Below are 24,804 nucleotides of genomic sequence, written 5' to 3'. Positions count from 1 at the left end.
TCCCCTCCTAGCGGTTGCGCTGGCCGCGGCTCAGCGCGCGCCCCATCTGGGCAGCGATCTGGCTCTGCGACCGGCGGAAGCCCTCGACGTCCGAGGTCTGGATGTTCATCACCACGTTCACCGCCCGCCCGCCGTCCGAGCGCACGCCGAGCTTTCCGTCCGCGCCCCGCGACAACGGCATGATCGCCTCGGGCCCGGCCTCACCCATCAACCCGGTGGCGCCCCGCATCGGAAAGCGCACCGGGCCGGACACGATGCCGCCGCTGGCAAAAGGCACAACGCGCCCCTGGCTGAAGGGCGCGCCATCCTTGAACGGCAACAGGCCCTCGACAAACGATCCGACCCCCTGCGCGATCATCCCGCCGAAGTGATCGGTCACCGGCCGCACCGCGGCGGAATAGGCCGTGTTCACCATGCTTTGCGCCACGGTCCTCAGGGCATCCGACAGCTTCATCCCGTCGAACACCACGCCATCAAATGCCCGCCGCAACCCGCGGCTCAGCCCGCGCTCCAGCGTCGCGACATCCTTGCCGGTCTCGGACATCGCCGCCCGCATCCGCCGCAGCTCGCCGTCGAAGCTCGCGGTCATCTCGGCCGCGCTTCCCAGGCTCAGCGTCAGCGCCTCGGCCCGGTCGCTCAGCTCTTCCAGGTTGTCGAACTCATCCATCCATCCGCTCCTCGTCCGGATAGGCCGCCAGCAGCGCTTCCAGCCCCGCCCGCCTGAGCGGTGCGCGCGCCGCGTCCTCGCCCAGCATCAGCCGCAACTCGGCCGGGGTGAGTCGCCAGAACTCCTCGGGCCGTAGCCGCAGCCCCCGGATCCCCGCCGCCATCAGCACCGGCCAGTCGAACCCGCTCACCCGGCCTCTCCCGGCAGCACGAAGGCCCGCGCCAGCAGTTCCGCCGCCGCCCGTGTCGCTGCCATCGGGCCGCCCTCGATCTCGGCCGAAAGAAGATCCTCCGCCCGACCGCGCCAGCCGCCGCCGCGCAGGCCCGCGACGATCAGCGCCATCACGTCCCGCGCCGCATAGCCGCCGTCCTCGAACCGCTCGACGAGGCCCACCAGCGTATCGGTGCCGAGCCCCGCCTCGAGCTCCGCCAGCGCCCCCAGCGTCAGCCGCATCACCCGGCGCTCGCCGTCGATCGCCAGCGCGACCTCTCCTGCCCAGGGGTTCGCCATCAGAGCGCCGTGAACGTCAGCGCCCCGGCCGAGGCCATCGCCATCTCATAGGTCGCCTCGCCGTCATGCGCCCCGGCGTACTCAATCGAAGTCACCTGGAACGCGCCCTCGACCACGCCGAAATCGGGGATGATCGCTTGGAAATGCGGCGTCTCCCCGTCAAAGAAGATCTGCCGCGCCCGCTCGTCACTCGCCGCATCGCGGAACACGCCCGCCCCGCTGATCGCGGCCGACCGCACGCCCGCTCCCGCCAGCAGCTCGCGCCAGCCGCCCTGGCTTTCCAGGCTGGTGACGTCGACGCTTTCCGCGTTGAAGGAAATCCGCGTGGCACGCAGCCCCGCGAGGGTCTCGAACAGACCGGCGCCGGTCATGTCCACCTTGATCAACAGATCCTTGCCGTTCTGGGCCGCCATCTGGTCACTCCAATCCTGGGTCAGTCGTCATGCACACGGGCGCGAAAGGTCAGGTCGATCCGCCGGACCTGCCCTGCCTCCTCGCGCCGGGCCTTGGCCTTGAGGAAATCCAGCGTGATCACCCGCCCCCGGTCGAGCGCGGGCACCCCCGCCATCAACGCGTCGGAGATTGCCGCGGCCACGTCCTTGGCCTGCTGGAACCCGTAGGCGTCGGTCACCACCGACACCGTGAAATCGTGCCGCGCGCCGCGCCCGGACTTGTCCGACAAATCGCGTGCATCCTCCGGGCCGAGCGACACGTAGGTCGTCGGCACCGCCCCGGTCGGCGGCGCATCGAAGATCGCGCTGCCCACCAGGGCCGCCAGCGTCCCCGATCCGGTCAGCGCCTGGAACACCGCCTTTTGCAAGGCCGCAGAAACCGCATAGCTCATGCCAGCACCTCCTCGCGGGCAAAGCAGATCAGGTACAGGCCCGTCACGTCACGCTCGGCCACCGCCTCGATCGGGTAGACCCGGTCGCCGTCGCGGAACCTCTGTTCGGGCTGCGGACGGGCCGCGTCACCGACCGGCGCCGCGCGCACCACGATCCGATAGCCGACCCGCGCCAGCGGCAGCCCCTCGCCCTCGCGTTCGCGCCCGGTGCGTGGCAGCACCTCACCCCAGAGCGTGCCAAGCGTCGCCCAGCTCTGCGTGAACCCGCCAGCCCCGTCCGCCACCCGCACCGGCGCCTCGAGCACCAGGCGGCGGTTCAGCCGCGGCCTCATTGCCCCACCCCGATCCGCATCGGACGATACCGCGCCAGAAGCGAGGACACCCCGAAGGGCATGCAGCCGTCGCCCAGTGCCGTCTCGCCCCGGAACTCGTAGAAGTGCGTCGCAAGCATCAGCACTGCCTGGCGCAGATCGGCGGGCACGTCGTCCCATGCCGCGCCGAACCCCGCCGTGAACCTGATCCGCATGGCCCCGCCCGTCGGCACCGCGGGCAGCATCGTCCCGGCGGGCTCGATCCGCGGCGCGTGCAGTTCGGGTACGAGGCGGTAGGCCGTCGCATCGATCACGGTCTCGCTCCCGTCGGCCTGCACCCGCGCCATCGCGGCGATGGCGCTCACCGGCGCGACCGGGAACACCTGCCCGCAATCCGACCGCCAGGCCGCGATCCGCCAGGTGAATTCCCGCGCGATCAGCGCCTTGCCGGTGCGCGCCTCGACCGCCGCGATGGCCGCCCGCAGGAAGCTTTCCAGCACCTCGTCCTGCACGCTCGACGCGGCGAACCCGGTCCCCAGCCGCAGGTGGGTCTTGAACGCATCGACCGGCAGCGCGGCGAGCGGAATGTCAGTGTCTTCAGTCAGCATCTCGAACCCTCAGCGGATGGCTCCCCCCGCACAAGGTGACGCGCGCCACCCGCGTTGCTCGACGGAGGGAGCAGCTGGACAACGCCTGTCGGTGACACGCGCCGGACCAGGCCGCAGGGCGGCCCGGCCCATCCGGCCCCCTTAGGAGGTGCCGAATTTCAGCAGCTTGATCGCGGCGAAGTCGCTCACGTCTCCGCCGACCCGCTTGGTGGCGAAGAACAACACATGCGGCTTGGCGCTGAACGGATCGCGCAGCACGCGTAGGTCCGGACGTTCCGCGATGGTGTAGCCCGCCGAGAAATCGCCGAAGGCCACCGCAAAGCTGTCGGTGTCGATGTCCGGCATGTCCTCGACAATCAGCACCGGGTATCCCATCAGCTGCGACGGCTCGCCCGCCTGCATGCTGTCGGCCCACATAAACCGTCCCTCGCCATCCTTGATCTTGCGCAGCGCGCCGGCGGTCTTGGAGTTCATCACGAAGGTGCCGTTGGCGCGGTACCGCGCGCCCAGCGCATAGACCAGGTCGACCAGTGCGTCGCCGGGATTGGTGCTGTGGAAGCCGCCCGACACGCCCGTGGTGACATACCCCAGGCTATCCCAGGCCCAGAGCGAATTCGCCACCTTGGTGTGCGTCATGAAGCCGGTTGGCTTGTCCGACCCGTCGCCGCTGACAAAGGCCGCGGCCTCGGCCCGCAGGAACTTGTCAGCGATCCGGCCCGCCAGCCAGCCCTCGATGTCGAAGGCGCTATCGTCCAGCAGCCGCTGGCTCACCTTCGGCATGGCCGACAGCTCGAAGAGCTCGATGGAAATCCGGTCGATGGTCGGCGTGCCGGTTTCCGACACGGTCGTCTCTCCGGTCCAGCCCGAGCCCACGTCGGTGGTGTCGATCAGCACGTCGTAGGACGTCGCCTCGACCGTCACGACATTGGCGATCTGACGGATCGACGCGCCGCCGGACAGCACCGAATGGATCCGGTCCGAGGTTTCGGGATCGACGAGGTAGCCGCCATCACCGACCATCGCCGTGCTCATCGCCTTGGTGTCGAACTCCAACCCGCGCAGGGCGTCGTCCTCGCCGGACCGGACATAGGCGGCAAAGGCCTTCTGATGCGGTGCCTCGCCTTCGGCGGCCGAGGCGAGCGCCGGGCGCGCGGCCCGGACTGAGGTGCGGTCAAGCTTGGTCATGCGGCTTTCCTGTTCTTCGAGTCGTTTGGAAATATCGTCCCGGAAGCCCTTGAACTCCCGAATGAACTCGGCCACTGCGGCCTTCGCGCCGGTCTCCGGGGACAAACCTTCCCCGGTCCGAGACGCGCTCTCGGTTGACGTCATCGAATTGTCCCCTCGATGGGTTGCCTGTGGGGCCTTTCAGCCCGCGTCCTGCCGCAGGGCACGCAGCCCCGCCGCCAGCTCGCGCCAGATCTCCGCGCCGGGATCGTCTCCCTTCGCGGCCACCCGCGCACTGGGCAGCATCGGGAAGGTCACCAGCGACACTTCCCAAAGCTCCAGTTCCGTCAGGAGCCGCTGGCCCCCGTCATCCTTCACCGCGCGCAGGGTGCGGTAGCCGATCGACAACCCGTCGATCGCCCCCGCGGACAGCAACGCAATCGCCTCGCGCCCCTTCGCCACGCTCTCCAGCACCCGGCCCTTCACGAACAGACCGCGCCCGTCCTCGCGCACCTCGTCCCAGACCCCGATGGGCTGCGCCGGATCGTGCTGCCACAGCATCTTCACGCAACGCCCCTCGCGCCCCAGCTTGGCCAGCGATGCCGCATAGGCCCCGCGCTGCACCATGTCGCCGCCCTGGTCCGCCTCGCCGAAGAGCGAGGCATAGCCCTCGATCACATGCCCGTCGCGCACCGTCAGTGCCTGGCCGGCCGCGCAGTATTTCCGTTCCAGTTCCATCCCGTTCCCCTTCACGGCACCTGTGTCACGATCGACTGCAACGCCTGCGCCAGGATCACCCCGACCACGCCGTAGACCGTCAGCCACAGCCGTTTCTCCAACCGTTCCAACAGCTCTTCCAGCTTGTCGACCCGCCGCTCCAGCGCCGCGATCTGCACGGCGCTCAACCGTTCGTGTGCCTGCAACCGCAGCCCCGGCGCGCATTCGAAAAGCGCTTCATCCCAATCTCTTGGGGCGCGAAGCTCACTCATCGGCCTCGACCGGCAATCCCAGCAAAACCCGCTTCTCCCGCTTCGACAGGAAATCCGCCGCCGACACCCGGCTCCACTGCGCATCCCGTTCGGCCGCCAGCGCCGGCACCTGATCGAGGTCGGGCTTCAGCTCCAGCCGCTCGCCCACGAACCCGGACAGCCATTCGGCCACCCGCGCCGTCACCCGGCTCGCCAGCGGCAGCACCGTCAGGCGATAGAACGCCCGGTGCGCCTCCTGGTAGTTCGCATAGGTCGCCTCGCCCGGGATCCCCATCAGCATCGGCGGCACCCCGAAGGCCAGCGCGATCTCCCGTGCCGCTGCTTCCTTGGTCTTCTGGAACTCCATGTCCGAGGGCGAAAACCCCATCGGTTTCCAGTCCAGTCCACCCTCCAACAGCATCGGCCGCCCGGCGTTCCGCGCGCCCTGGTGATGGCTCTCCATCTCGGCCACCAGCCGGTCGTACTGGTCCGACGACATCACGCCCTGCCCCTCTGCCCCGCGATAGACGATGGCCCCCGAAGGCCGCGCCGCATTGTCCAGCAGCGCCTTCGACCAGCGCGAGGCGCTGTTGTGCACATCCACCGCCTGCGCCGCCGCCTGAAGCGGGCTGAGGCCGTAGTGGTCGTCCTGCGGGTGGAACGACTTCACGTGGCAGACCGGCGGCCGCGCTCCGCTCACGTCGAAGCGGTGCTTGCGCCCGCCGACGCTGTATTCATAGGCCACAGGCCAGCCGTCCGCGCCGGGCACCAGGTTCATCCGGTCCGACCGCAGCACATGCAACTCCACCGGCGCGCCCTCTTCCGGTGCCACCGCCTCGAGATACCCATTCCCGGTCAGCAGAAGCTGGCCATAGAACGCCTCGAACAGCTCCGCCCGTCCCTGTGCCGGGTTTGGCACGCGGACGAGGTCCAGCACCGGGTGCATGTCGTAGCGCTTGGTCCCGTCCTGCAGCACCAGCGGCAGGGCGGCGGCGGCTTCGGCGATCATCTTCACCGCGCGGAACCCGACCGGGTTGCCGGCGAACCCGGTGCGGGCCAGCGTCGCGGTGTCCCGTGGGCTCCAGGCCACCCGGCCCGAGGTCTGCCACGCCACGACCTTGCCGGTCGCGCTGGCCTTTGCCTCGGGTGCCGCTGCCTCGGCCCGCCGGAAATAGTCGATCACACCCATCCGCCTCTCCGTTCCAGTTTGGGCGAGGGCCGAAGCCCTCGCGCCATCCCTCCGTCACGCGGCCCGTCTCCTTGGGCAGCGTCGGGGGGAGTTATCTTCGTGAAGAGTTAAGGGCGTCCCTGCACACCGTTCGGTGCCCCTCAGAGCGCCCGCACCTGCGGCCGCATCCAGTTGCCGCCCGGCACGATCATCAGCTCGTGCAGCGCCCAGACAAGCGCATCCAGCCGGTCTGGCGACCCCTTGCCCTGGTAGCCCGAGGTCGCCATCGCGCACATTTGCTCCTCGAGCTTGCCGAGCCCGCGCAGGTGGAACACCCGCCCCTGCTCGTAAAGGGCCGCGACCGGTTCCGCCCGCGCCGCCTTGCCCCGCGCCGCATGCACCTTGCGGAACGGCACCAGCGGATCGACCTGACGGATCACGCTCTCCACCAGGTCGCCGCCCTGGTTGACCTCGGCCACCAGTCTTTCGGCCCCGTGCCGGTGCATCGCGGCAATCGCGGCCTCGGCCCATTGCGACGGGCTGGCGGCCGAAACGCTCGCGTCCTCGATCACGTAGGCCCGCCAGTTCCGCACCTCGCCGCGCATGGTGACGCCCGCCACCACGATGCCGCAGGCGTCGGAACCCGCATGGCCCGTCACCGGCGGATCGACCGCCACGACCACGCGGTCCAGCTCCGGCAGGATGTCCACGCAAGCCCGCTCCAGCGCCGAGGCGGACCATAGCGCCCCCTCGACATCCTCCAGGAGCAGCCCGTCCAGTTCCTGCCGCCCCAGCCGCGTGCCCTCGTAGCGCGCCTTCACCTCGGCCAAGAAACTGTCGGCCAGGTTCGCCCGGTTCGCCTCGGTCGGCGCGGTCGTGGTCACGGACGAGGGGCTGTCGAGCAGCGTCTTCAGCACCCGCACGTTTCGTGGTGTCGTGGTCACGCAGATCCGCGGGTCCTCTCCCAACCGAAGGGAGAACTGCAGCATGTCCCAGGCATCCTGCCCGCGCCGCCATTTCGCAAGCTCGTCGGCCCAGGCACAATCGAACTGGGGCCCCCGCAGGCTTTCGGGATCATGCGCCGAAAACAGCCGCGCCTCGGCGCCGTTGGGCCAGACGAGGCGCTTCTTGACCGCCTCCCACGCCGGCCGGCGGTCGGGGGGCGAACAGGCCATGATCCCGCTGTCGCCAAACACCATCACGTCACGTGCCTGTTCGATCGTCTCGGCCACCAGCGCCACGCGCCGGCATCGCCCGGGATCGCCGGGCCGCGCGCCTTCGACCTGCGCCCGCACCCATTCGGCCCCGGCGCGTGTTTTGCCCGCGCCGCGCCCGCCCAGGATCACCCAGGCCCGCCAGTCGCCTTCGGGTGGCAGCTGGTGCTCCATCGCCCAGAACTCGAACAGGAAAGGGAGAGCCATGAGCTCTCCCTCTTCCAATCCGTCCAGGAACTCATCCTGCACCGCAACATCTGCGCAGGCGATCCAGGCGGCACCGGATCGAAGCCCGGGCCCCGTCGAGGTCGAGGGCGAACTGCCCTCCGTCTCCACCCGGTTTTCCATGTCTGATCTCTGCAAGCTTCTCCTCCGTTTCCGCAGCGCGGTTCAGGAACTGGCGCACGTCCAATACGGTCTTCTGCGCCTCCTTCACCGCCGAGATGTCCCCGTCCCGCGCCCGCGCCTGAAGGCGGAGCATCTCCTCCTTCAGGTCGCCGATCTGCAGCGCGATGATCTCCAGCTCCCGTGCCAGCCATCTTTCTTCCGTGTCGGTGTGATCCGCCGTCATATGATGCGCCCCCTTGCGCTGGTGGATCCCCCGCGCGACGGAACGAAAAAACGGCCTCGGGGTACGAACCCCGGGGCCGTTTGCCCAATTCCTCCAGCTTGGCCGTGTTGATACGCCGGACCGTGCCGAAAGTCAAGAAATCAAAGGTTAACGGTCGCCCTCAAGCGCCCGTTCCATATACGTTTTCTTCACTTTCGACCGCGCCGAGAGGATCACTGGTTGATCCGCTCGGCCTCGATCTTGCGCCACTTGGCGACGTTGGCGTTGTGCTCTTCCAGCGTGCGCGAAAAGGCATGCCCGCCCGAACCGTCGGCCACGAAGAACAGGAAATCCGTCGCCGGCGGGTTCACCGCCGCCTCGAGGCTCGCGCGCCCCGGGTTGGCGATCGGGGTCGGCGGCAGGCCGTTGATGACATATGTGTTGTAGGGCGTCTCGCGGCGCAGCTCGCTCTGCCGTAGCCCACGCCCCAGCACGCCTTGCCCGTTGGTGATGCCGTAGATCACCGTCGGGTCGGTCTGCAGCCGCATGCCCTGGTCCAGCCGGTTCGAAAAGACGCTCGCCACCTGCCCGCGCTCGTCGGGAATGCCGGTTTCCTTCTCGATGATCGAGGCCAGGATCAGCGCCTCTTCCGGGGTCGAGATCGCGAGGTCCGGGGCCCGGCTTTCCCAGGCGGCGGCCAGCAGCGTCTCCTGCGCGGCCTGCATCCGCGCCAGCAGTTCGGCCCGGTCTGCACCCTTGCGGATCTCATAGCTGTCGGGGGCCAGCATCCCCTCGGGCGGAACCTCCGACACCTCGCCGGTCATCACGTCGAACCGGCTCAGCGCGTCGACGACCTGCCAGCTTGTCACGCCCTCGGCGACGGCCACGCGGTAGCGGGTGTCGGCCTCGTCCACGACCTTGGTGTATTCCGCGGGCAGGCTGTCGCCCACCTCGACCGGGTCGAACTCCACCGTTTCGACAAAGGCGTTGGTGGCGGGGTCCAGCTCGCGCACCTCGACCTCGGACTGGGTCACGCCGATGCGATAGACCACCTCGGTCCCGCAGGTGCTGGCGCCGCCGCGGGTGATCAGGTCGATGATCTCTTCCATCGACGCACCCTCGGGGACGAGGAAGCTGCCGGCCTTCAACTGGCTCGACTTGTCGGAATAGTCCGCACCGACCCGGAACAGCCGCCCGCTCGAAATGGCGCCCTGGTCCTCGAGGTCATGGCTGACCCGGGACATGGTGGACCCGCTCGGCACCCGCAGGCAGATCGCCTCCTCGAGCGGCCCCTCGCTCCGGTATTCGTTCTGGCCCCACAGGATCACCCCTCCCAGCAGGAAGATGGCGACGATCATCAGGGTCAGGGCATTCGAGGCGACGGACCGCCACATTTACCGCACCTTCCCGAACACGAGGCTCGCGTTGGTCCCGCCGAAGCCGAAGGAGTTCGACAGCGCCACGTCGATCTTGCGCTCGACCTTCTTGTTCGGCGCGAGGTCGATCGGCGTCTCGACGGCAGGGTTGTCGAGGTTGATGGTCGGCGGTGCCACCTGGTCACGGATCGCAAGGATCGAGAAGATCGCCTCGATCGCGCCCGCCGCGCCCAGCAGGTGCCCGGTCGCCGACTTGGTCGAGGACATCGTGGCCTGCGACGCCGCGTCGCCCAGCAAGCGCTCCACCGCGCCCAGTTCGATCACGTCGGCCATGGTCGAGGTGCCATGCGCGTTGATGTAGTCGATCTCGGACGGCTTGATCCCCGCTCGGTCCAGCGCCGCGGTCATCGAACGGAACGCCCCGTCGCCATCCTCGGACGGCGCGGTGATGTGATAGGCGTCGCCCGACATGCCGTAGCCCAGGTACTCGCCGTAGATCTTGGCGCCACGGGCCACCGCGTGCTCGTATTCCTCGAGCACGACCACGCCCGCGCCTTCACCCATGACGAACCCGTCACGGTCCGCGTCATAGGGACGGCTGGCCTTGGTCGGGTCGTCCTTGCGCTTGGTCGACAGTGCCTTGCAGGCGTTGAAGCCCGCGATCCCGATCTCGCTGATCGAGGCCTCGGCCCCGCCCGCCAGCATGATGTCGGCATCGCCCCACTGGATCATCCGCGCCGCGTCGCCGATGGCATGCGCGCCGGTCGAACAGGCGGTGACGACCGCGTGGTTCGGTCCCTTGAAGCCGTACCGGATCTGCGCCTGGCCCGAGATCAGGTTGATCAGCGCGCCGGGGATGAAGAACGGCGACACGCGCCGGGGTCCGCGTTCCTTGATCAGGACGGCGGTTTCCGCGATCGAGTTCAGGCCACCGATGCCTGACCCGATGGTCACGCCGGTGCGCAGCTTGACCTCTTCCGGCAGGTCCGCGATGCCCGCGTCCCGCACCGCCTGGTCGGCGGCCGCCATGCCGTAGAGGATGAAGTCATCGACCTTGCGACGCTCCTTCGGCTCCATCCAGTCATCGGGGTTGAAGGTGCCGTCACTGCCATCGCCGAACGGCAGTTCGCAGGCATAGTCGGTCGCCAGGTGACTGGCGTCGAACCGGGTGATCGTGCCCGCCCCCGACTGTCCGGCCAACAGCCGCGACCAGCTTTCCTCGACCCCGCAGGCCAAGGGCGTGACCATTCCCAGTCCCGTAACCACAACTCGACGCATGGGCTGCCTCTCCCCGGTATTTTTCCGAAACCGTCCTTACCCCGCCTTGGCCCGCAGGGGCAAGAGCGGGGAGGCGCCGAAACCCGCCCCCGACCGGCCGCATCGCGCCTTTCCGGGCCGAATCCGGCCATTCCGCGCGCCAAGCGGCGCGAATCCTCCGTGCCGTGCGGGCCTTCACGCCCCCGTCATGTTAGGGTTCAACTGTATCAGTCCTGCGCCTTTCGCACAGATCGCGGGTGCGGCGGCACATTCCGCGGCAAATTTTGTATGCAAATGTATGCAAAGCTCCGCCTGCCCCCTTGATCGGCCGCGCGAAAAGGGGCAGAAGCGGGCCAGCGACAACCCCTGTTCCTTACGAAAGGGAGGCCACTCCATGCCCATCCAAGTCGGACAAGACACCTCCAAGACACGCAAAACGCTGTCTGTTGGTGGCAAGAGCTTTGCCTACTACTCCATCGCCGCCGCCCAAGAGGCCGGCCTTGGCGATTTCTCGAACCTGCCGGCCGCTCTGAAGGTCGTGCTCGAAAACATGCTGCGTTTCGAAGATGGCAAGACCGTCTCGGTCGACGACATCAAGGCATTCTCCGACTGGGGCAAGAAGGGCGGCCAGAACCCCGTCGAGATCGCCTATCGCCCGGCACGCGTGCTGATGCAGGACTTCACCGGCGTTCCGGCCGTCGTCGACCTCGCCGCGATGCGTGACGGCATCGTCGGCCTCGGCGGCGACGCGAAAAAGATCAACCCGCTGGTGCCCGTCGACCTCGTGATCGACCACTCGGTGATGATCGACGAATTCGGCAACCCGCGCGCCTTCCAGATGAACGTGGATCGCGAGTACGAGCGCAACATGGAGCGCTACACCTTCCTCAAGTGGGGCCAGACCGCGTTCGACAACTTCCGCGTGGTTCCGCCGGGCACCGGCATCTGCCACCAGGTGAACCTCGAATACCTCGCCCAGACCGTCTGGACCGACAAGGACCAGAACGGTGAGGAAGTCGCCTACCCCGACACCCTCGTCGGCACCGACAGCCACACCACCATGGTGAACGGCGCCGCCGTTCTCGGCTGGGGCGTCGGCGGGATCGAGGCCGAAGCCGCCATGCTCGGCCAGCCGATCTCGATGCTGATCCCCGAGGTCGTCGGCTTCAAGCTGACCGGCGAGATGGTCGAAGGCACCACCGGCACCGACCTCGTGCTGAAGGTCGTTGAGATGCTCCGCAAGCATGGCGTGGTGAACAAGTTCGTCGAATTCTACGGCGAAGGCCTCGACAAGCTGCCGCTGGCACAGCGCGCCACGATCGCCAACATGGCCCCCGAATACGGCGCCACCTGCGGCTTCTTCCCGATCGACGACGAAACCCTCCGCTACCTGCGCCAGACCGGCCGGGACGAGGACCGGATCGCGCTGGTCGAAGCCTACGCCAAGGAAAACGGCTTCTGGCGTGACGCGGGCTACGACCCGATCTACACCTCGACCCTGCACCTCGACATGGGCACCATCGTGCCGGCGATCTCGGGCCCGAAACGCCCGCAAGACTACCTGGCCCTGACAGCCGCCGCTGACGCTTTCAAGACCGTCGTGGCCGACTTCCGCGGCATCGACATCTCGGAAGACGCACAGGACATGGCCGCCGAAGGCCCGACCCCGGTGCTGGCCAAGTCGCCGATCAAGACCGCCAGGGTCGAGGGCGAGGACTACGAACTGAACGACGGCTCGGTCGTGATCGCCTCGATTACCTCCTGCACCAACACGTCGAACCCCTACGTGCTGATCGGCGCGGGCCTCGTGGCGCGGAAAGCCCGCGCGCTCGGCCTGAACCGCAAGCCCTGGGTCAAGACCTCGCTCGCCCCCGGCTCGCAGGTGGTGACGGAGTACCTCGAGGCCGCAGGCCTGCAGGAAGACCTCGACGCGGTCGGCTTCAACCTCGTCGGTTACGGCTGCACGACCTGCATCGGCAATTCGGGCCCGCTCCAGCCGGAGATCTCCAAGTCGATCAACGACAACGACCTGATCGCGACCGCCGTGCTGTCGGGCAACCGGAACTTCGAAGGCCGGATCAGCCCCGATGTCCGCGCCAACTACCTGGCCTCCCCGCCGCTGGTCGTGGCCTATGCGCTGTCGGGTGACATGAACGTCGACATGGCCAATTCGCCGATCGCGCAGACGCCGGACGGCAAGGACGTCTACCTCAAGGACATCTGGCCCTCGGACGAGGAAATCCGCGAGCTGGTCGAAAAGGTCGTCACCCGCGAGGCGTTCCAGTCGAAGTACGCCGACGTCTTCAAGGGCGACGAGAAATGGCAGGGCGTGGACGTGTCCGGCGGCGAAACCTACGACTGGCCGCCGACCTCGACCTACATCCAGAACCCGCCCTACTTCCAAGGCATGGGCCCGGATGCCGGTGAGATCAAGAACATCGAGGGCGCCCGCGTTCTGGCCATCCTCGGCGACATGATCACCACCGACCACATCTCCCCGGCCGGGTCCTTCAAGGACACCACCCCGGCCGGCAAGTACCTCATCGAACGCCAGGTGCCCCAGCGGGAGTTCAACTCCTACGGCTCGCGTCGCGGCAACCACGAGGTCATGATGCGCGGCACCTTCGCCAACATCCGCATCAAGAACGAGATGCTGGATGGCGTCGAAGGCGGCTACACCCTGTCGCCCGCGGGCGAACAGACCTCGATCTACGACGCCTCGATGGCGTGGCAGGACAAGGGCGTTCCGCTCGTGATCTTCGGCGGCGAACAATACGGCGCGGGTTCGTCCCGTGACTGGGCGGCCAAGGGCACCGCGCTCCTGGGCGTCAAGGCGGTCATCGCCGAGAACTTCGAGCGCATCCACCGCTCGAACCTCGTCGGAATGGGCGTCATCCCGTTCGAGTTCACCGGCGGCGACACCCGGAAGTCCCTGGGCCTCAAGGGCGACGAGACGGTGTCGATCCACGGCCTCGAAGGCGACCTCAAGCCGCTCTCCGAAGTGCCCTGCACGATCACCTACGGCGACGGCACCTCGAAAGAGATCACGCTGAAGTGCCGGATCGATACGGCGATCGAAAAGGAATACGTCGAGAACGGTGGCGTGCTGCACTACGTGCTGCGCAACCTGGCCAAGAGCTGAGCCGTTCGAAACGCGACATCGCAAAGGGCGTCCCACGGGGCGCCCTTTTCCTTTCATTGGCACCGCCACTGATCAGTAACCAACATCAAACCGCGACCCGCCCGGTGACGGACGCCTGTGCCGCGTTTGACAAACCCGTGATGTGCCACAGGTTCTGGGGTGCCGGGATCGACGCGGACACGATCAGGCCCGGAGCCGAACCGGCCCGTCTGATCGCCGCGTTCCCAAGGCCGAGCAGACAGCAAAGGAGCGCCCCATGGAAGCTCAGGTGATTGCCGCAATCATCATCCTTCCTTTCGCACTGGCCTTTGTCTACGCCGGGATCCACGAGTTCCGGCGGTTCAGATCCGAAGGAAAGGCCAGTTACGGCCTGGCCTACGACGAAGTGACGGGAACCACCCACGTCACCGGGATCGGCGAGGACGAAGAGACCTATGACCTCAGCGATTTCGACCCTAGCGAATACAACGACCTCGACGTGCGGAAGACCTCGGATGGCAGCAGGGCGTGACGTGCCGGCCACGACCTATGAGTGGCCCGGCCGCCCGGATGCGCCGGCCGGATGATGCACCGCACCGCGCCCGCCCCCCGCATTGAGACCCCGGTGCATCGCCGGTATAGCATTGGCCAGACACCACTTTATCCTTTGGCAGCATCTGCCCGCATGACATTGACCGACAAACGGATCCTTCAAGACACATGACAGAGACCTCCCAGCCACGCCCCGGCGCCCGGTCCCGCTGGCCCTCCGAAATTCCGGCCAGGGGCTGGCTCCAGGTCCTCGGCCGCGTGTTCACGTCGATCTCTCGTGACCACCTCTCAACCCTCTCCGCGGGCATCGCCTTCTTTGCGCTCTTCGCGATCTTTCCCGCCATCGCCGCCCTGGTGATGATGGCCGGGATCGCGATCCAGCCGCCGGAACTGGCGCAGATCATCGACGGCCTGGCCGAGGCGCTTCCGCAGGAGGCCGCCACCATCATCACCGACCAGGTCGAACAGGTCGTGTCGGACGACAGTACCGCGCTCAACATCGCCCTGCTCTTCTCACTGGCGCTGGCGCTTTTCTCGGCCTCGGCCGGCATCCGCACGCTGATGGACGGCCTCAACGCCGCCTACCGCGAGACCGAGAAACGATCGTTCATCGTCTTCTACGCCACCGGCCTCGGCCTCACGCTGATGATGATCGTGGGCTTCATCCTCGCCTCGTTCATGACCCTCGCGATCCCGATCCTGCAGGAGTTGCTGCCGCTGCCGCCCGCGCTCGACGCGGCACTGACCTGGCTGCGCTGGCCGATCTTTGCCGTGCTGGTGGTCTTCGGGCTTGGGGTGATCTTCCGCTACGGGCCCTCGCGCCGCCCGGCCCGCTGGCGCTGGCTCTCACCAGGCGCGGTGGCCGCGACCCTCGTCTGGATCGCCTTCTCGGCGGCGTTCTCGGCCTATGTCCGCAACTTCGGCAGCTACACGGAAACCTACGGCGCGTTGGCCGGGGTGATCATCCTGATGACTTGGCTCTGGCTCTCGGCGCTGATCGTCCTGCTGGGGGCCGAGCTCGACGCCGAGCTCGAGCACCAGGTCGAGCGTGACACCACCACCGGCCCCGACCGCCCGAAGGGAGAGCGTGGCGCCGTGGTCGCCGACACCGATCCCCCGGCGATGTGACCGGGTGAGGGCCGTCTACCGCACGCCGGCGGCCTTGCGGGCCATGTCGACATAGATCTCCTCGACCTCGGCCAGCTTCAGCCGTCCCTCGGGCCGGAACCAGGTGGTCACCCCCGTCAGCATCGCGATGATCGCCATCGTCGCCACCCGCGCATCGCGCAGTGCAAAGACGCCCGCCGCGGCGCCGCGCGCCAGGAGGCCCTCGAGCCGGTCCTCGTAGGCGCGGCGCATCGCCTCGATCTCGGCGAAGTTCTCGGGCGTGAGGTTGCGCAGTTCCATGTAGGCGATGAACACCTCGTCGGGCCGCGCCGCGTGATAGCGGATGTGGAACCGCACGAAGGCATCGAGCGCGTCGACCGGTTCGTCCGGCAGATCGGCGGCGTCCAGCGCCGCCAGAAGCGCCTCCATGTGGTCGCGCATCAGCACGACCAGAAGCCCCTGCTTGTCGGCCACGTGGTTGTAGAGCGCGCCGACCTGCAGCCCCACCTCGCCCGCGATCTGGCGCATCGACACGGCCGCGTAACCGTCGCGCGCGATCAGCCGCAGGGCGGCGGCGCGGATACGGGCGGCGGTCTCGGCGCTGCGGGCGCGGGTCGGGCGTGTCATGGGCCGCAGGATATATGAACACCCGTTCATGGCAACCGGCGCTGGACGCTCCGCCCGAGATGCGTCATTGCTGACACATGACGATGACCGCCCCGCGCCTTGCCCTGATGGCCCTCGGCCTCGCCGCCCTTGCCGCGGCCTGCACCGAGCTGCCGCCGGTCGAGACGACGGTGTCGGCGGCCGGGCGGGCGGCGCCCTACCCCGACCTCGCGCCGACCGCGGCGCTGACCAGCGGCCTGCCGCAACCGCGCATCGCCGAATCCGACCCCGCCGCGCTGCAGTCCAGCGGCGACCGGCTGCGCCGCGACGCGGTCGCGCTGCGGGCCCGTCCGACCGACGGCTGAAACTTCGGGCAGCGCCCCTCCACCCGCGACGACAGGACCGGGCGGCACCCGGCGCAATGCGTTGCGCCGCCCATGCCGACGCGCTAAGCGAGGCCCGAACACACCGCAAGGAGACGGACATGAGTGAACCCCTGCGCCTCGGGATCGCCGGACTGGGAACGGTCGGCGTCGGCGTCATCCGCATCATCCGCAAGCAGGCGGACATGCTGACCATGCGCACCGGGCGACAGATCACCATCACCGCCGTCTCGGCCCGGAACCGCGACAAGGACCGCGGCGTGCCGATCAAGGACTACGCCTGGGAGGACGACCCCGTCGCCCTGGCCACCCGCGACGATATCGACGTCTTCGTCGAGCTGATGGGCGGCGCCGACGGCCCGGCCAAGGCTGCGACCGAGGCCGCGCTGAAGGCGGGCAAGGACGTCGTGACCGCGAACAAGGCGATGCTGGCCGTCAACGGCCAGGCGCTGGCCGAACTGGCTGAGGCGCAGGGCCGCCAGATCCGCTACGAGGCCGCCGTCGCCGGGGGCATCCCGGTGATCAAGTCGCTGCTCGAAGGGCTGGCGGGGAACGAGTTCACCCGCGTCATGGGCGTGATGAACGGCACCTGCAACTACATCCTGACCCGGATGGAATCCTCGGGCCTGCCCTACGCGACCGTCTTCGAAGAAGCGAACCAGCTGGGTTATCTCGAGGCCGATCCCGAGCTGGACGTCGGCGGCATCGACGCCGGCCACAAGCTGTCGATCCTGGCCTCCATCGCCTTCGGCACCAAGGTCGCGTTCGACGCGATGGAGCTGGAGGGCATCGGCCGGATCAGCATCGAGGACATCCGCCAGGCCGCCGACATGGGCTACCGGATCAAGCTCCTCGGCGTCAGCCGGATGACCGGGCGCGGGCTGGAGCAGCGCATGTCGCCCTGCCTCGTCCCCGCCGGATCGCCGCTCGGCCAACTCGAGGGCGGGACCAACATGGTGGTGATCGAGGGCGACAGCGTCGGCCAGGTCGTGCTGCGCGGCGCGGGCGCGGGCGAAGGCCCGACCGCCTCGGCCGTGATGGGCGACGTTTGCGACATCGCGCGCGGTGTCCGGCTGCCGGTCTTCGGCCAGCCCGCCGCGGGCCTGGCCGACTCGACCCCTGCCGCCTCGGCCACGCCGGCGCCCTTCTACCTGCGCATGGCGCTGCAGGACAAACCGGGCGCGCTGGCCAAGATCGCGACGGTGCTGGGTGAGCACGGCATCTCGATCAACCGGATGCGCCAGTACGGCCACAGCGAGAACACCGCGCCGGTGCTGATCGTCACGCATCGCTGCGTGCGCGCCGACCTCGACCGCGCGATTTCCGCCATGGCCGCGACAGGCGTCGTGGTGGGCGACCCGGTCGCGCTGAGGATCGAGGAAGTCTGAAGATGCGCCCGACCGGCGGCGTCCCGCGGGCGGCAGGCTTGCGGACGCCTCTGGCGGGAGTATTTTCAGAAAGATGAAGCAGGGAGCGCCGGGCACGCGGCGCCGGGGGCAGACGGTGGCATATCTCGGGGTCGAGCAATCACTGAACGGGCGGCGCTGGCTGGGCCCCTCGGTCGAGGTCGACCGCGCCGCCGAGGCGCTGACCCAGGCCACCGGGCTCGACCGGGCGATCTGCCAGATCCTTGCCCGAGCAGGGATCGACGCCGCCGGGACCGAGGCCTACCTCTCGCCCGCCCTGCGCGACCTGCTGCCCGACCCGCGATCCCTGCGCGACATGGAAACCGCCGCCGCGCGGTTCCTGCGCGCGGTCGAGGGGCGTCAGCGGATCGCGGTCTTTGCCGATTACGACGTGGACGGCGGCACCTCGGCCGCGCTTCTGCTCGACTGGCTGCGCCAAGTGGGGCGGGACGCGACGCTCTATGTCCCCGACCGGATCGACGAGGGCTATGGCCCGAACGTGCCCGCGATGCAGGAACTGGGCGCGGCCCATGACCTGATCGTCTGCGTCGACTGCGGCACGCTCAGCCACGAACCGGTGGCGGCGGCGGGCTGCGATGTCGTCATCCTCGACCACCACCTGGGCGGCGAGACGCTTCCCGACTGCGTGGCCTGCGTGAATCCCAACCGGCAGGACGAAAGCGGCGACCTCGCCCATCTCTGCGCCGCCGCGGTGGTGTTCCTGATGCTGGTCGAAGTGAACCGCCAGATGCGCGACAAGGGCGCGAAGGGCCCCGACCTGATGGCGATGCTCGACCTCGTGGCGCTGGCCACGGTGGCGGATGTCGCGCCGCTGATCGGGGTCAACCGGGCGCTGGTGCGGCAGGGGCTCAAGGTCATGGCCCGGCGCGACCGGCCCGGATTGGCGGCGCTGTCGGACGTGGGCCGCCTGACCACCGCGCCGACCTCGTATCACCTGGGCTATGTCCTCGGCCCCCGGATCAATGCGGGCGGGCGCGTCGGCAAGGCCGACCTCGGCGCGCGTCTGCTGGCCTGCCGCGACCCGCACGAGGCGCTGGCGATGGCCGAGCGCCTGGACGAGTTCAACACCGAGCGCCGCGATATCGAGGCCGAGGTGCAGGGCGCCGCCATCGCGCAGGCCGAGGCGCGCGGCCTCGACGCTCCGCTGGTCTGGGCGGCGGGCGAAGGCTGGCATCCCGGGGTCGTCGGCATCGTCGCCTCGCGCCTGAAGGAGATGACCAATCGTCCCGCCGTGGTGATCGGCCTAGACGGGGACGAGGGCAAGGGATCGGGCCGCTCGGTCGCGGGCGTCGACCTCGGCGCCAGCATCCAGCGCCTGGCCTCCGAGGGGCTGCTGATCAAGGGCGGCGGGCACAAGATGGCCGCCGGCCTGACCGTCGCGCGCGGCGAACTGGAACCCGCGATGGCCCGGCTGGCCGAACTGCTGGCGAAACAGGGCGCGGGCCAGGGCGGCCCGGCCGATCTGCGCCTCGACGGCGTGCTGATGCCCGGCGCCGCCACCGTGGAACTCGTCCGCCGGGTCGAGGATGCCGGCCCCTTCGGCGCCGGTGCCCCTGCCCCGCGCTTTGCCTTTCCGGACGTGGCGATCTCCTACACCCGCCGGGTCGGGGAAAGCCATCTCAAGGTCGGCTTCGGCGACGGGCTCGGTGCGCGGATCGACGCGATCTGTTTCGGCGCCTTCGACGGCCCGCTCGGCCCCGCGCTGTCGGAGCACGGCGGACGGCGGTTCCACCTGGCCGGACGGCTTGAAATCAACGACTGGGGCGGCCGCCAGAGCGTGCAGCTCAAGCTCGAAGACGCGGCCCCGGCCGAGGCGCGCTGACGGCTGCCGCGGTGGTTTCCCGGTGCCCAAACGGGCCGCCGGAACGCATCGCGACGTCACCCTGCCGACCCCCCGAAAATCTGCGCACGGGGCAAAAAATCCGCTTGCAGAGGTCGGGTCGTTTGCCTAGAACCCCGCTCACGCCACGGCGCTGGCCCGTTCGTCTATCGGTTAGGACGCCAGGTTTTCAACCTGGAAAGAGGGGTTCGATTCCCCTACGGGCTGCCACTTCCCCGGCAGAGACACGGTCACCGGCCGTGTGATACAACAGAAGCCACGGCGATGGCCCGTTCGTCTATCGGTTAGGACGCCAGGTTTTCAACCTGGAAAGAGGGGTTCGATTCCCCTACGGGCTGCCACTTCTCCCCCCCCACGACATCGCAATCAGCCGACGCGGGACACCCCTCTCCCTTGCGGCTTGCTCCTGCGCGCTCGTGTCCGCGCGCCCTTCCGCAAGACGAAAAGGGCGCGGCACCCTCGGCGCCGCGCCCCTTCCCGTTCCGTCAGGCGTTGCCCCCTCAGCCGATGATCGCGTTCAGCGTCGCCGAGGGGCGCATCACCGCCGCCGTCTTGGCATCGTCGGTGTGGTAGTAACCGCCGAGGTCGGCAGGCTTGCCCTGTGCCGCCGCCAGTTCGCCGGTGATCGCCGCCTCGCCGTCGGCCAGGGCCTTGGCGATCGGGGCGAAATGGGCCGCGAGGTCCGCGTCGTCCGACTGCGCGGCCAGTGCCTCGGCCCAGTAGCGGGCGAACCAGTAGTGGCTGTCGCGGTTGTCCGGTTCACCCGCCTTGCGGGACGGGCTGCGGTCATGGTCGAGGATGCCCTGCGTCGCGGCATCCACCGCCTTGCCCAGCACGCGCGCCTTCTCGTTGCTCTTGGCATCGGCCAGGAACTGCAGGCTTTCGCCAAGCGCACAGAACTCGCCCAGCGAATCCCAGCGGAGGTGGTTTTCCTCGACCAGCTGCTGCACGTGCTTCGGGGCCGAGCCGCCGGCGCCGGTCTCGAACAGGCCGCCGCCCTGCATCAGCTTCACGATCGACAGCATTTTGGCCGAGGTGGCCAGCTCGAGGATCGGGAAGAGGTCGGTCAGGTAGTCACGCAGCACGTTGCCGGTGATGGCGATCGTGTTCTCGCCCTTGGTGATGGTTTCCAGCGACGCGCGGGTGGCCTCGCGCGGTGCCATGATCTCGAACTTGTCGGCGACACCCTTGGCCTCGAGGATCGGCTTGACCATCTTGATCAGCTCGGCGTCGTGGCCGCGGTTCGCGTCCAGCCAGAAGATCGCCCGGTAACCCGTTGCCTTCTGACGCGAGATCGCCAGGTTCACCCAGTCCTCGATCGGCGCATTGCGGGCCGAGGCAGAGCGCCAGATGTCGCCCTTCTCAACCTTGTGCGAATGCAGGACGGTGCCGTCCTCCAGCACCATCTTCACGGTGCCGTCGGCCGGGATCTCGAAGGTCGTGGGGTGGGAGCCGTATTCCTCGGCCTTCTGTGCCATCAGGCCAAGGTTCTGCACGGTCCCGGCGGTGGCCGGGTTCAGCTTGCCGTTGGCTTTGAAGAACTTGATCGTCTCGTCGTAGACCGGGGCGTAGGAGTTGTCGGGGATCACGCAGTTGGTGTCGTGTTCCTTGCCATCCGGGCCCCAGCCCTTGCCGCCGGCACGGATCAGCGCGGGCATCGAGGCGTCGATGATGACGTCCGAGGGGACGTGCAGGTTGGTGATGCCCTTGTCGGAGTTCACCATGTACATCGGCGGGCGCTGGTCGCGCACCTCTTCGATGGCGGCCATGATCTCTGCATCGCCCTTCACCCGCTCCAGCAGGTCGCCCATGCCCGAGTTGGGGTTCACGCCCAGCGATTTGAGCTTGTCACCGAACTTCTCGAACACGGGGGCCAGCCAGGCCTCGACCGCGTGGCCGAAGATGATCGGGTCCGAAACCTTCATCATCGTGGCCTTCATGTGCAGCGAGAAGAGCGTGCCTTCGGCCTTGGTTTTCTCGATCTCATCCGCCAGGAACGCGTCGAGCGCCTTGGCCGACATGAAGGTCGCGTCCACGACGGTGCCCGCCGGGTAGGACACACCGTCCTTCAGCACGGTCTCGCCGTCGGCCGTTTCCAGCACGATCTTGGCCTTGGCCGCCTTGTCGAGCGTCGCCGACACCTCGTTCGAGAAGAAGTCGCCGCCGTCCATCGAGGCGACGCGCGTCTTGCTCTCGGACGTCCAGTCGCCCATGCGGTGCGGGTTGTTCTGGGCGAATTTCTTCACCGCTTCGGCTGCGCGGCGGTCGGAGTTACCCTCGCGCAGGACCGGGTTCACGGCCGAGCCCTTGATGCCGTCGTACTTGGCGCGGACGGCCTTTTCCTCGTCGGTGGCGGGCGTCTCGGGGTAGTCGGGCAGCGCGTAGCCCTGCGCCTGCAATTCCTTGACCGCGGCCACCAGCTGCGGGACCGAGGCCGAGATGTTCGGCAGCTTGATCACGTTGGCCTCGGGGGTCTTCACCAGTTCCCCCAGCTCGGCCAGGTCGTCGGTCTGGCGCTGCGCCTCGGTCAGGTGCTCAGGGAAGGTCGCGATGATGCGTCCGGCCAGCGAGATGTCCTTGGTGCCCACCGTGACCCCGGCCGCGGCCGCGAAAGTCCGGATGATCGGCAGGAGCGACGCGGAGGCCAGCTCCGGCGCTTCGTCTACCTTTGTATACACGATATCGGGGGTGTTCGATTCAGCCATGTGTTCAAGCCCTTTTTGAAGCCGCGCAAGGCTTAACCGAACCCGCGACCGACGTCCACCAAGGGATCGGCCCTGGTGGTGCGGACGGCCGGATCGCCACCGCGCCGCCGTTTCAGCGGGCTGCAAAGCAGGGCGGCGCGATTGACCGGCACGCACCCCGCCCGCAGGCTCAACCCATGCTGACCGAATACCTCACCCTTGCCACCGCCCCGAACCGGGCGCGCGACGTGGCCACCGCCATCGCCGCCCTGCCCCGCACGGGCCCCGCCGCGGGGATCGAGGCCGGGTTCACCGCGATGATCGGCGGCTCGATCAATGCGCTGCACCTGCTGCTGCGGGCCGGGGACGCCACGGCGCTGGACGCGGCCGCGCAAGCGATCCTGTCCGTCGACGGGGCGCTGCAGGTGACACGCCAGCCGCTGACCCCGGTGCAGGAACGCAACCTGCCCGCCCTCGCCCCGGACGGGGCGATGTACACCAACCGCTGGTTCCACGTTCGCGACGCGGGCACGGACGCGTTCGAGGCCGACACCCTCGCCGCCTGGGACGCCTTCGAGGCCGGGACCGACACCCAGGTCGTGGGCCTGTGGAAGGCCCCTGCGCAGGACGGCGTCACCGCCCACCTGCTGATCGCGCGTTACGCGGACCTCGCCGCCTGGGACGCCAGCCGGTTCTGGAACCGCGGTGCCGAGGACCAGACTGCCGACTGGGTCGAACGCTTCCGCCGCCGGCGCGAGCAGATGACCGACAGCTCCGTCATCGCCACCACCTGCCTTTTTGGCCCGGCCCGCTAGGCCGCGTCGTCCGGCTGGGCGAGGTCGCGGTGCAGCAAGTGCCGCCCCCGCCCGCCCCGTTTCGCCGCGTAGAGCGCGGTATCGGAATCCGCTGCCATCCGTCCCGCCTGCGGCTGGCGATAGTCGGTCGAGATCGCGGTGCCCGCGCTGGCCGAGACGCGGCAGGGCTGGCCCTGCCAGGCCATCGGCACCTGCAGCCGGGCGATGATCCGGCGCCCGACCTCGGCCAGGGCGGCGGGATCGCAGAGCGCTCGGAACACCAGCATGAATTCATCCCCGCCGACGCGGGCCAGGCTGTCACCCTCCCGTGTCTCGTCGCGCAGGATGCGGGCCACCTCGCCCAGCACGTGATCGCCCGCCGCATGGCCCAGCGTGTCGTTGACCTGCTTGAAGTGATCGAGGTCGAGGTGCATCAACGCAAATTCCTGCCCCGCGCCGATCATCTGATCGACCGCCAGCTCCAGCGCGCGGCGGTTGCCGAGGCCGGTGACCGGATCGGTCAACGCCTGTTCCTCGGCCATCACGCGGGCGCCGTGGAACCGCATCGACATCTGGCGCAGGGAATCCATCGCGGCCGATTTCGCCTCGACGAGGAACAGCAGCTCGACCGCCAGGTCGGTGGGCGCGAAATCGGCCTGGGTCAGGGTGTAGTCGCGCACCGCGTCGACGATCGAGATGCCGAAGCCCAGGTTCACCACCGCCCCGCCGCCGGGCCAGGGCATCAGCACGGCGGACAGCACGGTCCGCGGCTGATCGCGCAGCCTAAGCCGAAGCTTCTGCCCGGCGGTCGCCATCAGGTCGGCCATCGACGCCAGGTTGCGCGGGTGCAGCGGCTGGAACCGTTCGAGGAACCTCTGCCCCTCCATCCGGGCCTCGGGGCGCAGCTTGCGCAGGCCCGGCCCGACATGGCGCATGTGCCCCGTCGGGTCGAGCGCAACGTGCATCGGGCAGAGCACGTCGAGCGCCGCCGCCATCGCCGCAGGCCCGGTCATCCGGTCCGCGCGCCCAGGTCAAAGCGCCGCCCCTCGCTGTAGCCAGCCATGACCAGCGCAATCCCGATCCGTTCGCGCCCCTGCCGCGTGCCCATGTGCTCGAGCGTGACGAGCGCGCCGTAATCGTCCGCCATCGCCCTGAGCACCCCGACCAGCACGTGGCCCGCGCCGGGGATCGCCCCGTCACAGACCAGCGCGCAGCGGGTGGGCCCGTGCACCCGCAGTTCGAGCCGGGGCAAGTCAAGCTCGGGCACCGCCAGCCGCGCGCGGTCCGGCAGTTCGTCGAGCGATTGCAGGAAGTCCTCGAACCCGGCGCCGCAGAACCGCAGCAGCCGGCGCACCGGGGCGGAGTTCGGATGCGAGACGAGGTAGGTGCCCACGTCCTCGAGCAGCGCGGCGCGGTCCCGGCCAAGGCGGCGAGCCAACGCATCGACCACCGCCTCGGTCACCTCGGGTTCATAGAGCATCATCGGCTCGAAATCCGAGAACCCCAGGCCCGCGGCATGGGCAATGCCGTCCCACAGGTCGCGCCCGTAGGTGTCGGTGGCAAAGCGCTGAAGCGCGAGGTTGATCAATCCGTGCATCGCGGCGGTCCCGGGCTACCCTGGCCACAGGCTCGCACGGCGCGGCTTAAGGAACG

26 protein-coding genes and 2 tRNA genes are annotated in these 24,804 nt (G+C 68.7%); 9 read left to right on the top strand and 19 right to left on the bottom strand.

Annotation, left to right across the window (positions count from 1 at the left end):
• Positions 1 to 7: 7 nt before the first annotated feature.
• The 15 genes from ACE2AC_RS00815 to fabF all read right to left on the bottom strand — a co-directional run bounded on the left by ACE2AC_RS00815 (position 8) and on the right by fabF (position 10,658).
• Positions 8 to 667 (bottom strand): phage tail tape measure protein, encoded by a 660-nt coding sequence (locus tag ACE2AC_RS00815; protein WP_375690245.1) that lies wholly within the window; start codon positions 665 to 667, stop codon positions 8 to 10.
• Positions 660 to 857 (bottom strand): rcc01693 family protein, encoded by a 198-nt coding sequence (locus tag ACE2AC_RS00810; protein WP_375690244.1) that lies wholly within the window; start codon positions 855 to 857, stop codon positions 660 to 662. Before ACE2AC_RS00810 ends, ACE2AC_RS00815 begins: the two co-directional genes overlap by 8 nt.
• Positions 854 to 1,177, bottom strand: coding sequence for a gene transfer agent family protein (locus ACE2AC_RS00805; protein ID WP_375690243.1), 324 nt, complete (start codon positions 1,175 to 1,177; stop codon positions 854 to 856). The genes ACE2AC_RS00810 and ACE2AC_RS00805 overlap by 4 nt, the downstream gene beginning before the upstream one ends.
• Positions 1,177 to 1,590 carry a phage major tail protein, TP901-1 family gene (locus ACE2AC_RS00800; protein ID WP_375690242.1) on the bottom strand — a complete coding sequence of 138 codons (414 nt, stop codon included), beginning with the start codon at positions 1,588 to 1,590 and terminating at the stop codon, positions 1,177 to 1,179. The genes ACE2AC_RS00805 and ACE2AC_RS00800 overlap by 1 nt, the downstream gene beginning before the upstream one ends.
• Positions 1,591 to 1,610: 20 nt before the next feature.
• The gene (locus tag ACE2AC_RS00795) at positions 1,611 to 2,021 is read right to left on the bottom strand and encodes a DUF3168 domain-containing protein (RefSeq protein WP_375690241.1); all 411 of its coding nucleotides are present in this window, start codon (positions 2,019 to 2,021) and stop codon (positions 1,611 to 1,613) included.
• Positions 2,018 to 2,353 carry a head-tail adaptor protein gene (locus tag ACE2AC_RS00790; RefSeq protein WP_375690240.1) on the bottom strand — a complete coding sequence of 112 codons (336 nt, stop codon included), beginning with the start codon at positions 2,351 to 2,353 and terminating at the stop codon, positions 2,018 to 2,020. The genes ACE2AC_RS00795 and ACE2AC_RS00790 overlap by 4 nt, the downstream gene beginning before the upstream one ends.
• Positions 2,350 to 2,940, bottom strand: coding sequence for a head-tail connector protein (locus ACE2AC_RS00785; protein ID WP_375690239.1), 591 nt, complete (start codon positions 2,938 to 2,940; stop codon positions 2,350 to 2,352). Before ACE2AC_RS00785 ends, ACE2AC_RS00790 begins: the two co-directional genes overlap by 4 nt.
• 141 nt (positions 2,941 to 3,081) lie before the next feature.
• A complete protein-coding gene (locus ACE2AC_RS00780; RefSeq protein ID WP_375690238.1) occupies positions 3,082 to 4,269 on the bottom strand; it encodes a phage major capsid protein in 1,188 nt (395 codons plus the stop codon).
• Between the two features lie 36 nt (positions 4,270 to 4,305).
• Positions 4,306 to 4,842 carry an HK97 family phage prohead protease gene (locus ACE2AC_RS00775; protein ID WP_375690237.1) on the bottom strand — a complete coding sequence of 179 codons (537 nt, stop codon included), beginning with the start codon at positions 4,840 to 4,842 and terminating at the stop codon, positions 4,306 to 4,308.
• Positions 4,843 to 4,853: 11 nt separating this feature from the next.
• Positions 4,854 to 5,093: a hypothetical protein gene (locus ACE2AC_RS00770; RefSeq protein WP_375690236.1), complete on the bottom strand. Its 240-nt coding sequence runs from the start codon at positions 5,091 to 5,093 to the stop codon at positions 4,854 to 4,856.
• Positions 5,086 to 6,261, bottom strand: coding sequence for a phage portal protein (locus ACE2AC_RS00765; RefSeq protein ID WP_375690235.1), 1,176 nt, complete (start codon positions 6,259 to 6,261; stop codon positions 5,086 to 5,088). The genes ACE2AC_RS00770 and ACE2AC_RS00765 overlap by 8 nt, the downstream gene beginning before the upstream one ends.
• A gap of 140 nt (positions 6,262 to 6,401) precedes the next feature.
• Positions 6,402 to 7,802 carry a DNA-packaging protein gene (locus ACE2AC_RS00760; RefSeq protein ID WP_375690234.1) on the bottom strand — a complete coding sequence of 467 codons (1,401 nt, stop codon included), beginning with the start codon at positions 7,800 to 7,802 and terminating at the stop codon, positions 6,402 to 6,404.
• A complete protein-coding gene (locus tag ACE2AC_RS00755; RefSeq protein ID WP_375690233.1) occupies positions 7,693 to 8,025 on the bottom strand; it encodes a hypothetical protein in 333 nt (110 codons plus the stop codon). Before ACE2AC_RS00755 ends, ACE2AC_RS00760 begins: the two co-directional genes overlap by 110 nt.
• A 212-nt stretch (positions 8,026 to 8,237) precedes the next feature.
• Positions 8,238 to 9,398 (bottom strand): endolytic transglycosylase MltG, encoded by a 1,161-nt coding sequence (mltG, locus tag ACE2AC_RS00750; RefSeq protein ID WP_375690232.1) that lies wholly within the window; start codon positions 9,396 to 9,398, stop codon positions 8,238 to 8,240.
• On the bottom strand, positions 9,399 to 10,658 hold the full coding sequence (gene fabF / locus ACE2AC_RS00745) for a beta-ketoacyl-ACP synthase II (RefSeq protein WP_375690231.1): 1,260 nt from the start codon (positions 10,656 to 10,658) through the stop codon (positions 9,399 to 9,401). It abuts the gene before it with no gap.
• A gap of 373 nt (positions 10,659 to 11,031) precedes the next feature.
• Here fabF and acnA point away from each other — a divergent pair, with 373 nt between their 5' ends.
• The 3 genes from acnA to ACE2AC_RS00730 all read left to right on the top strand — a co-directional run bounded on the left by acnA (position 11,032) and on the right by ACE2AC_RS00730 (position 15,438).
• Complete coding sequence (gene acnA / locus ACE2AC_RS00740) at positions 11,032 to 13,779, top strand: aconitate hydratase AcnA (RefSeq protein ID WP_375690230.1); 2,748 nt, start codon at positions 11,032 to 11,034, stop codon at positions 13,777 to 13,779.
• A gap of 256 nt (positions 13,780 to 14,035) precedes the next feature.
• Positions 14,036 to 14,290, top strand: coding sequence for a hypothetical protein (locus ACE2AC_RS00735; RefSeq protein WP_375690229.1), 255 nt, complete (start codon positions 14,036 to 14,038; stop codon positions 14,288 to 14,290).
• Positions 14,291 to 14,478: 188 nt separating this feature from the next.
• The gene (locus ACE2AC_RS00730) at positions 14,479 to 15,438 is read left to right on the top strand and encodes a YihY/virulence factor BrkB family protein (RefSeq protein WP_375690227.1); all 960 of its coding nucleotides are present in this window, start codon (positions 14,479 to 14,481) and stop codon (positions 15,436 to 15,438) included.
• A gap of 15 nt (positions 15,439 to 15,453) precedes the next feature.
• On the opposite strand, the gene ACE2AC_RS00725 is transcribed toward ACE2AC_RS00730, so the two are convergent.
• Positions 15,454 to 16,044, bottom strand: coding sequence for a TetR family transcriptional regulator (locus tag ACE2AC_RS00725; protein ID WP_375690226.1), 591 nt, complete (start codon positions 16,042 to 16,044; stop codon positions 15,454 to 15,456).
• Positions 16,045 to 16,121: 77 nt separating this feature from the next.
• Between ACE2AC_RS00725 and ACE2AC_RS00720 the strand changes: the two genes are divergently transcribed.
• From ACE2AC_RS00720 to ACE2AC_RS00700, 5 genes are all read left to right on the top strand, one after another.
• Entirely contained in the window at positions 16,122 to 16,388 is a 267-nt protein-coding gene (locus tag ACE2AC_RS00720; protein ID WP_375690224.1) for a hypothetical protein, read from the top strand.
• A 119-nt stretch (positions 16,389 to 16,507) separates the two neighbouring features.
• Positions 16,508 to 17,794, top strand: coding sequence for a homoserine dehydrogenase (locus tag ACE2AC_RS00715; protein WP_375690223.1), 1,287 nt, complete (start codon positions 16,508 to 16,510; stop codon positions 17,792 to 17,794).
• 73 nt (positions 17,795 to 17,867) lie between these two features.
• Positions 17,868 to 19,655, top strand: coding sequence for a single-stranded-DNA-specific exonuclease RecJ (gene recJ / locus ACE2AC_RS00710; RefSeq protein WP_375690222.1), 1,788 nt, complete (start codon positions 17,868 to 17,870; stop codon positions 19,653 to 19,655).
• Between the two features lie 153 nt (positions 19,656 to 19,808).
• Positions 19,809 to 19,883 (top strand) — tRNA-Glu (locus ACE2AC_RS00705).
• Between the two features lie 56 nt (positions 19,884 to 19,939).
• Positions 19,940 to 20,014, top strand: a tRNA-Glu gene (locus tag ACE2AC_RS00700).
• Positions 20,015 to 20,173: 159 nt separating this feature from the next.
• Here the strand turns inward: ACE2AC_RS00700 and ACE2AC_RS00695 are convergent.
• Complete coding sequence (locus ACE2AC_RS00695) at positions 20,174 to 22,378, bottom strand: NADP-dependent isocitrate dehydrogenase (protein WP_375690221.1); 2,205 nt, start codon at positions 22,376 to 22,378, stop codon at positions 20,174 to 20,176.
• A 176-nt stretch (positions 22,379 to 22,554) separates the two neighbouring features.
• Between ACE2AC_RS00695 and ACE2AC_RS00690 the strand changes: the two genes are divergently transcribed.
• Positions 22,555 to 23,172: a hypothetical protein gene (locus tag ACE2AC_RS00690; protein ID WP_375690220.1), complete on the top strand. Its 618-nt coding sequence runs from the start codon at positions 22,555 to 22,557 to the stop codon at positions 23,170 to 23,172.
• On the opposite strand, the gene ACE2AC_RS00685 is transcribed toward ACE2AC_RS00690, so the two are convergent.
• Together ACE2AC_RS00685 and ACE2AC_RS00680 are read right to left on the bottom strand one after the other, a co-directional pair.
• Entirely contained in the window at positions 23,169 to 24,164 is a 996-nt protein-coding gene (locus ACE2AC_RS00685; protein ID WP_375690219.1) for a diguanylate cyclase domain-containing protein, read from the bottom strand. The genes ACE2AC_RS00690 and ACE2AC_RS00685 overlap by 4 nt on opposite strands.
• Positions 24,161 to 24,748 (bottom strand): heme NO-binding domain-containing protein, encoded by a 588-nt coding sequence (locus ACE2AC_RS00680; protein WP_375690218.1) that lies wholly within the window; start codon positions 24,746 to 24,748, stop codon positions 24,161 to 24,163. The genes ACE2AC_RS00685 and ACE2AC_RS00680 overlap by 4 nt, the downstream gene beginning before the upstream one ends.
• Positions 24,749 to 24,804 lie beyond the last annotated feature (56 nt).

This window comes from Pseudooceanicola sp. LIPI14-2-Ac024 (genome assembly GCF_042188925.1).
GTDB lineage: Bacteria > Pseudomonadota > Alphaproteobacteria > Rhodobacterales > Rhodobacteraceae > Pseudooceanicola.
This window is presented reverse-complemented; position numbering and strand designations above follow the sequence as displayed.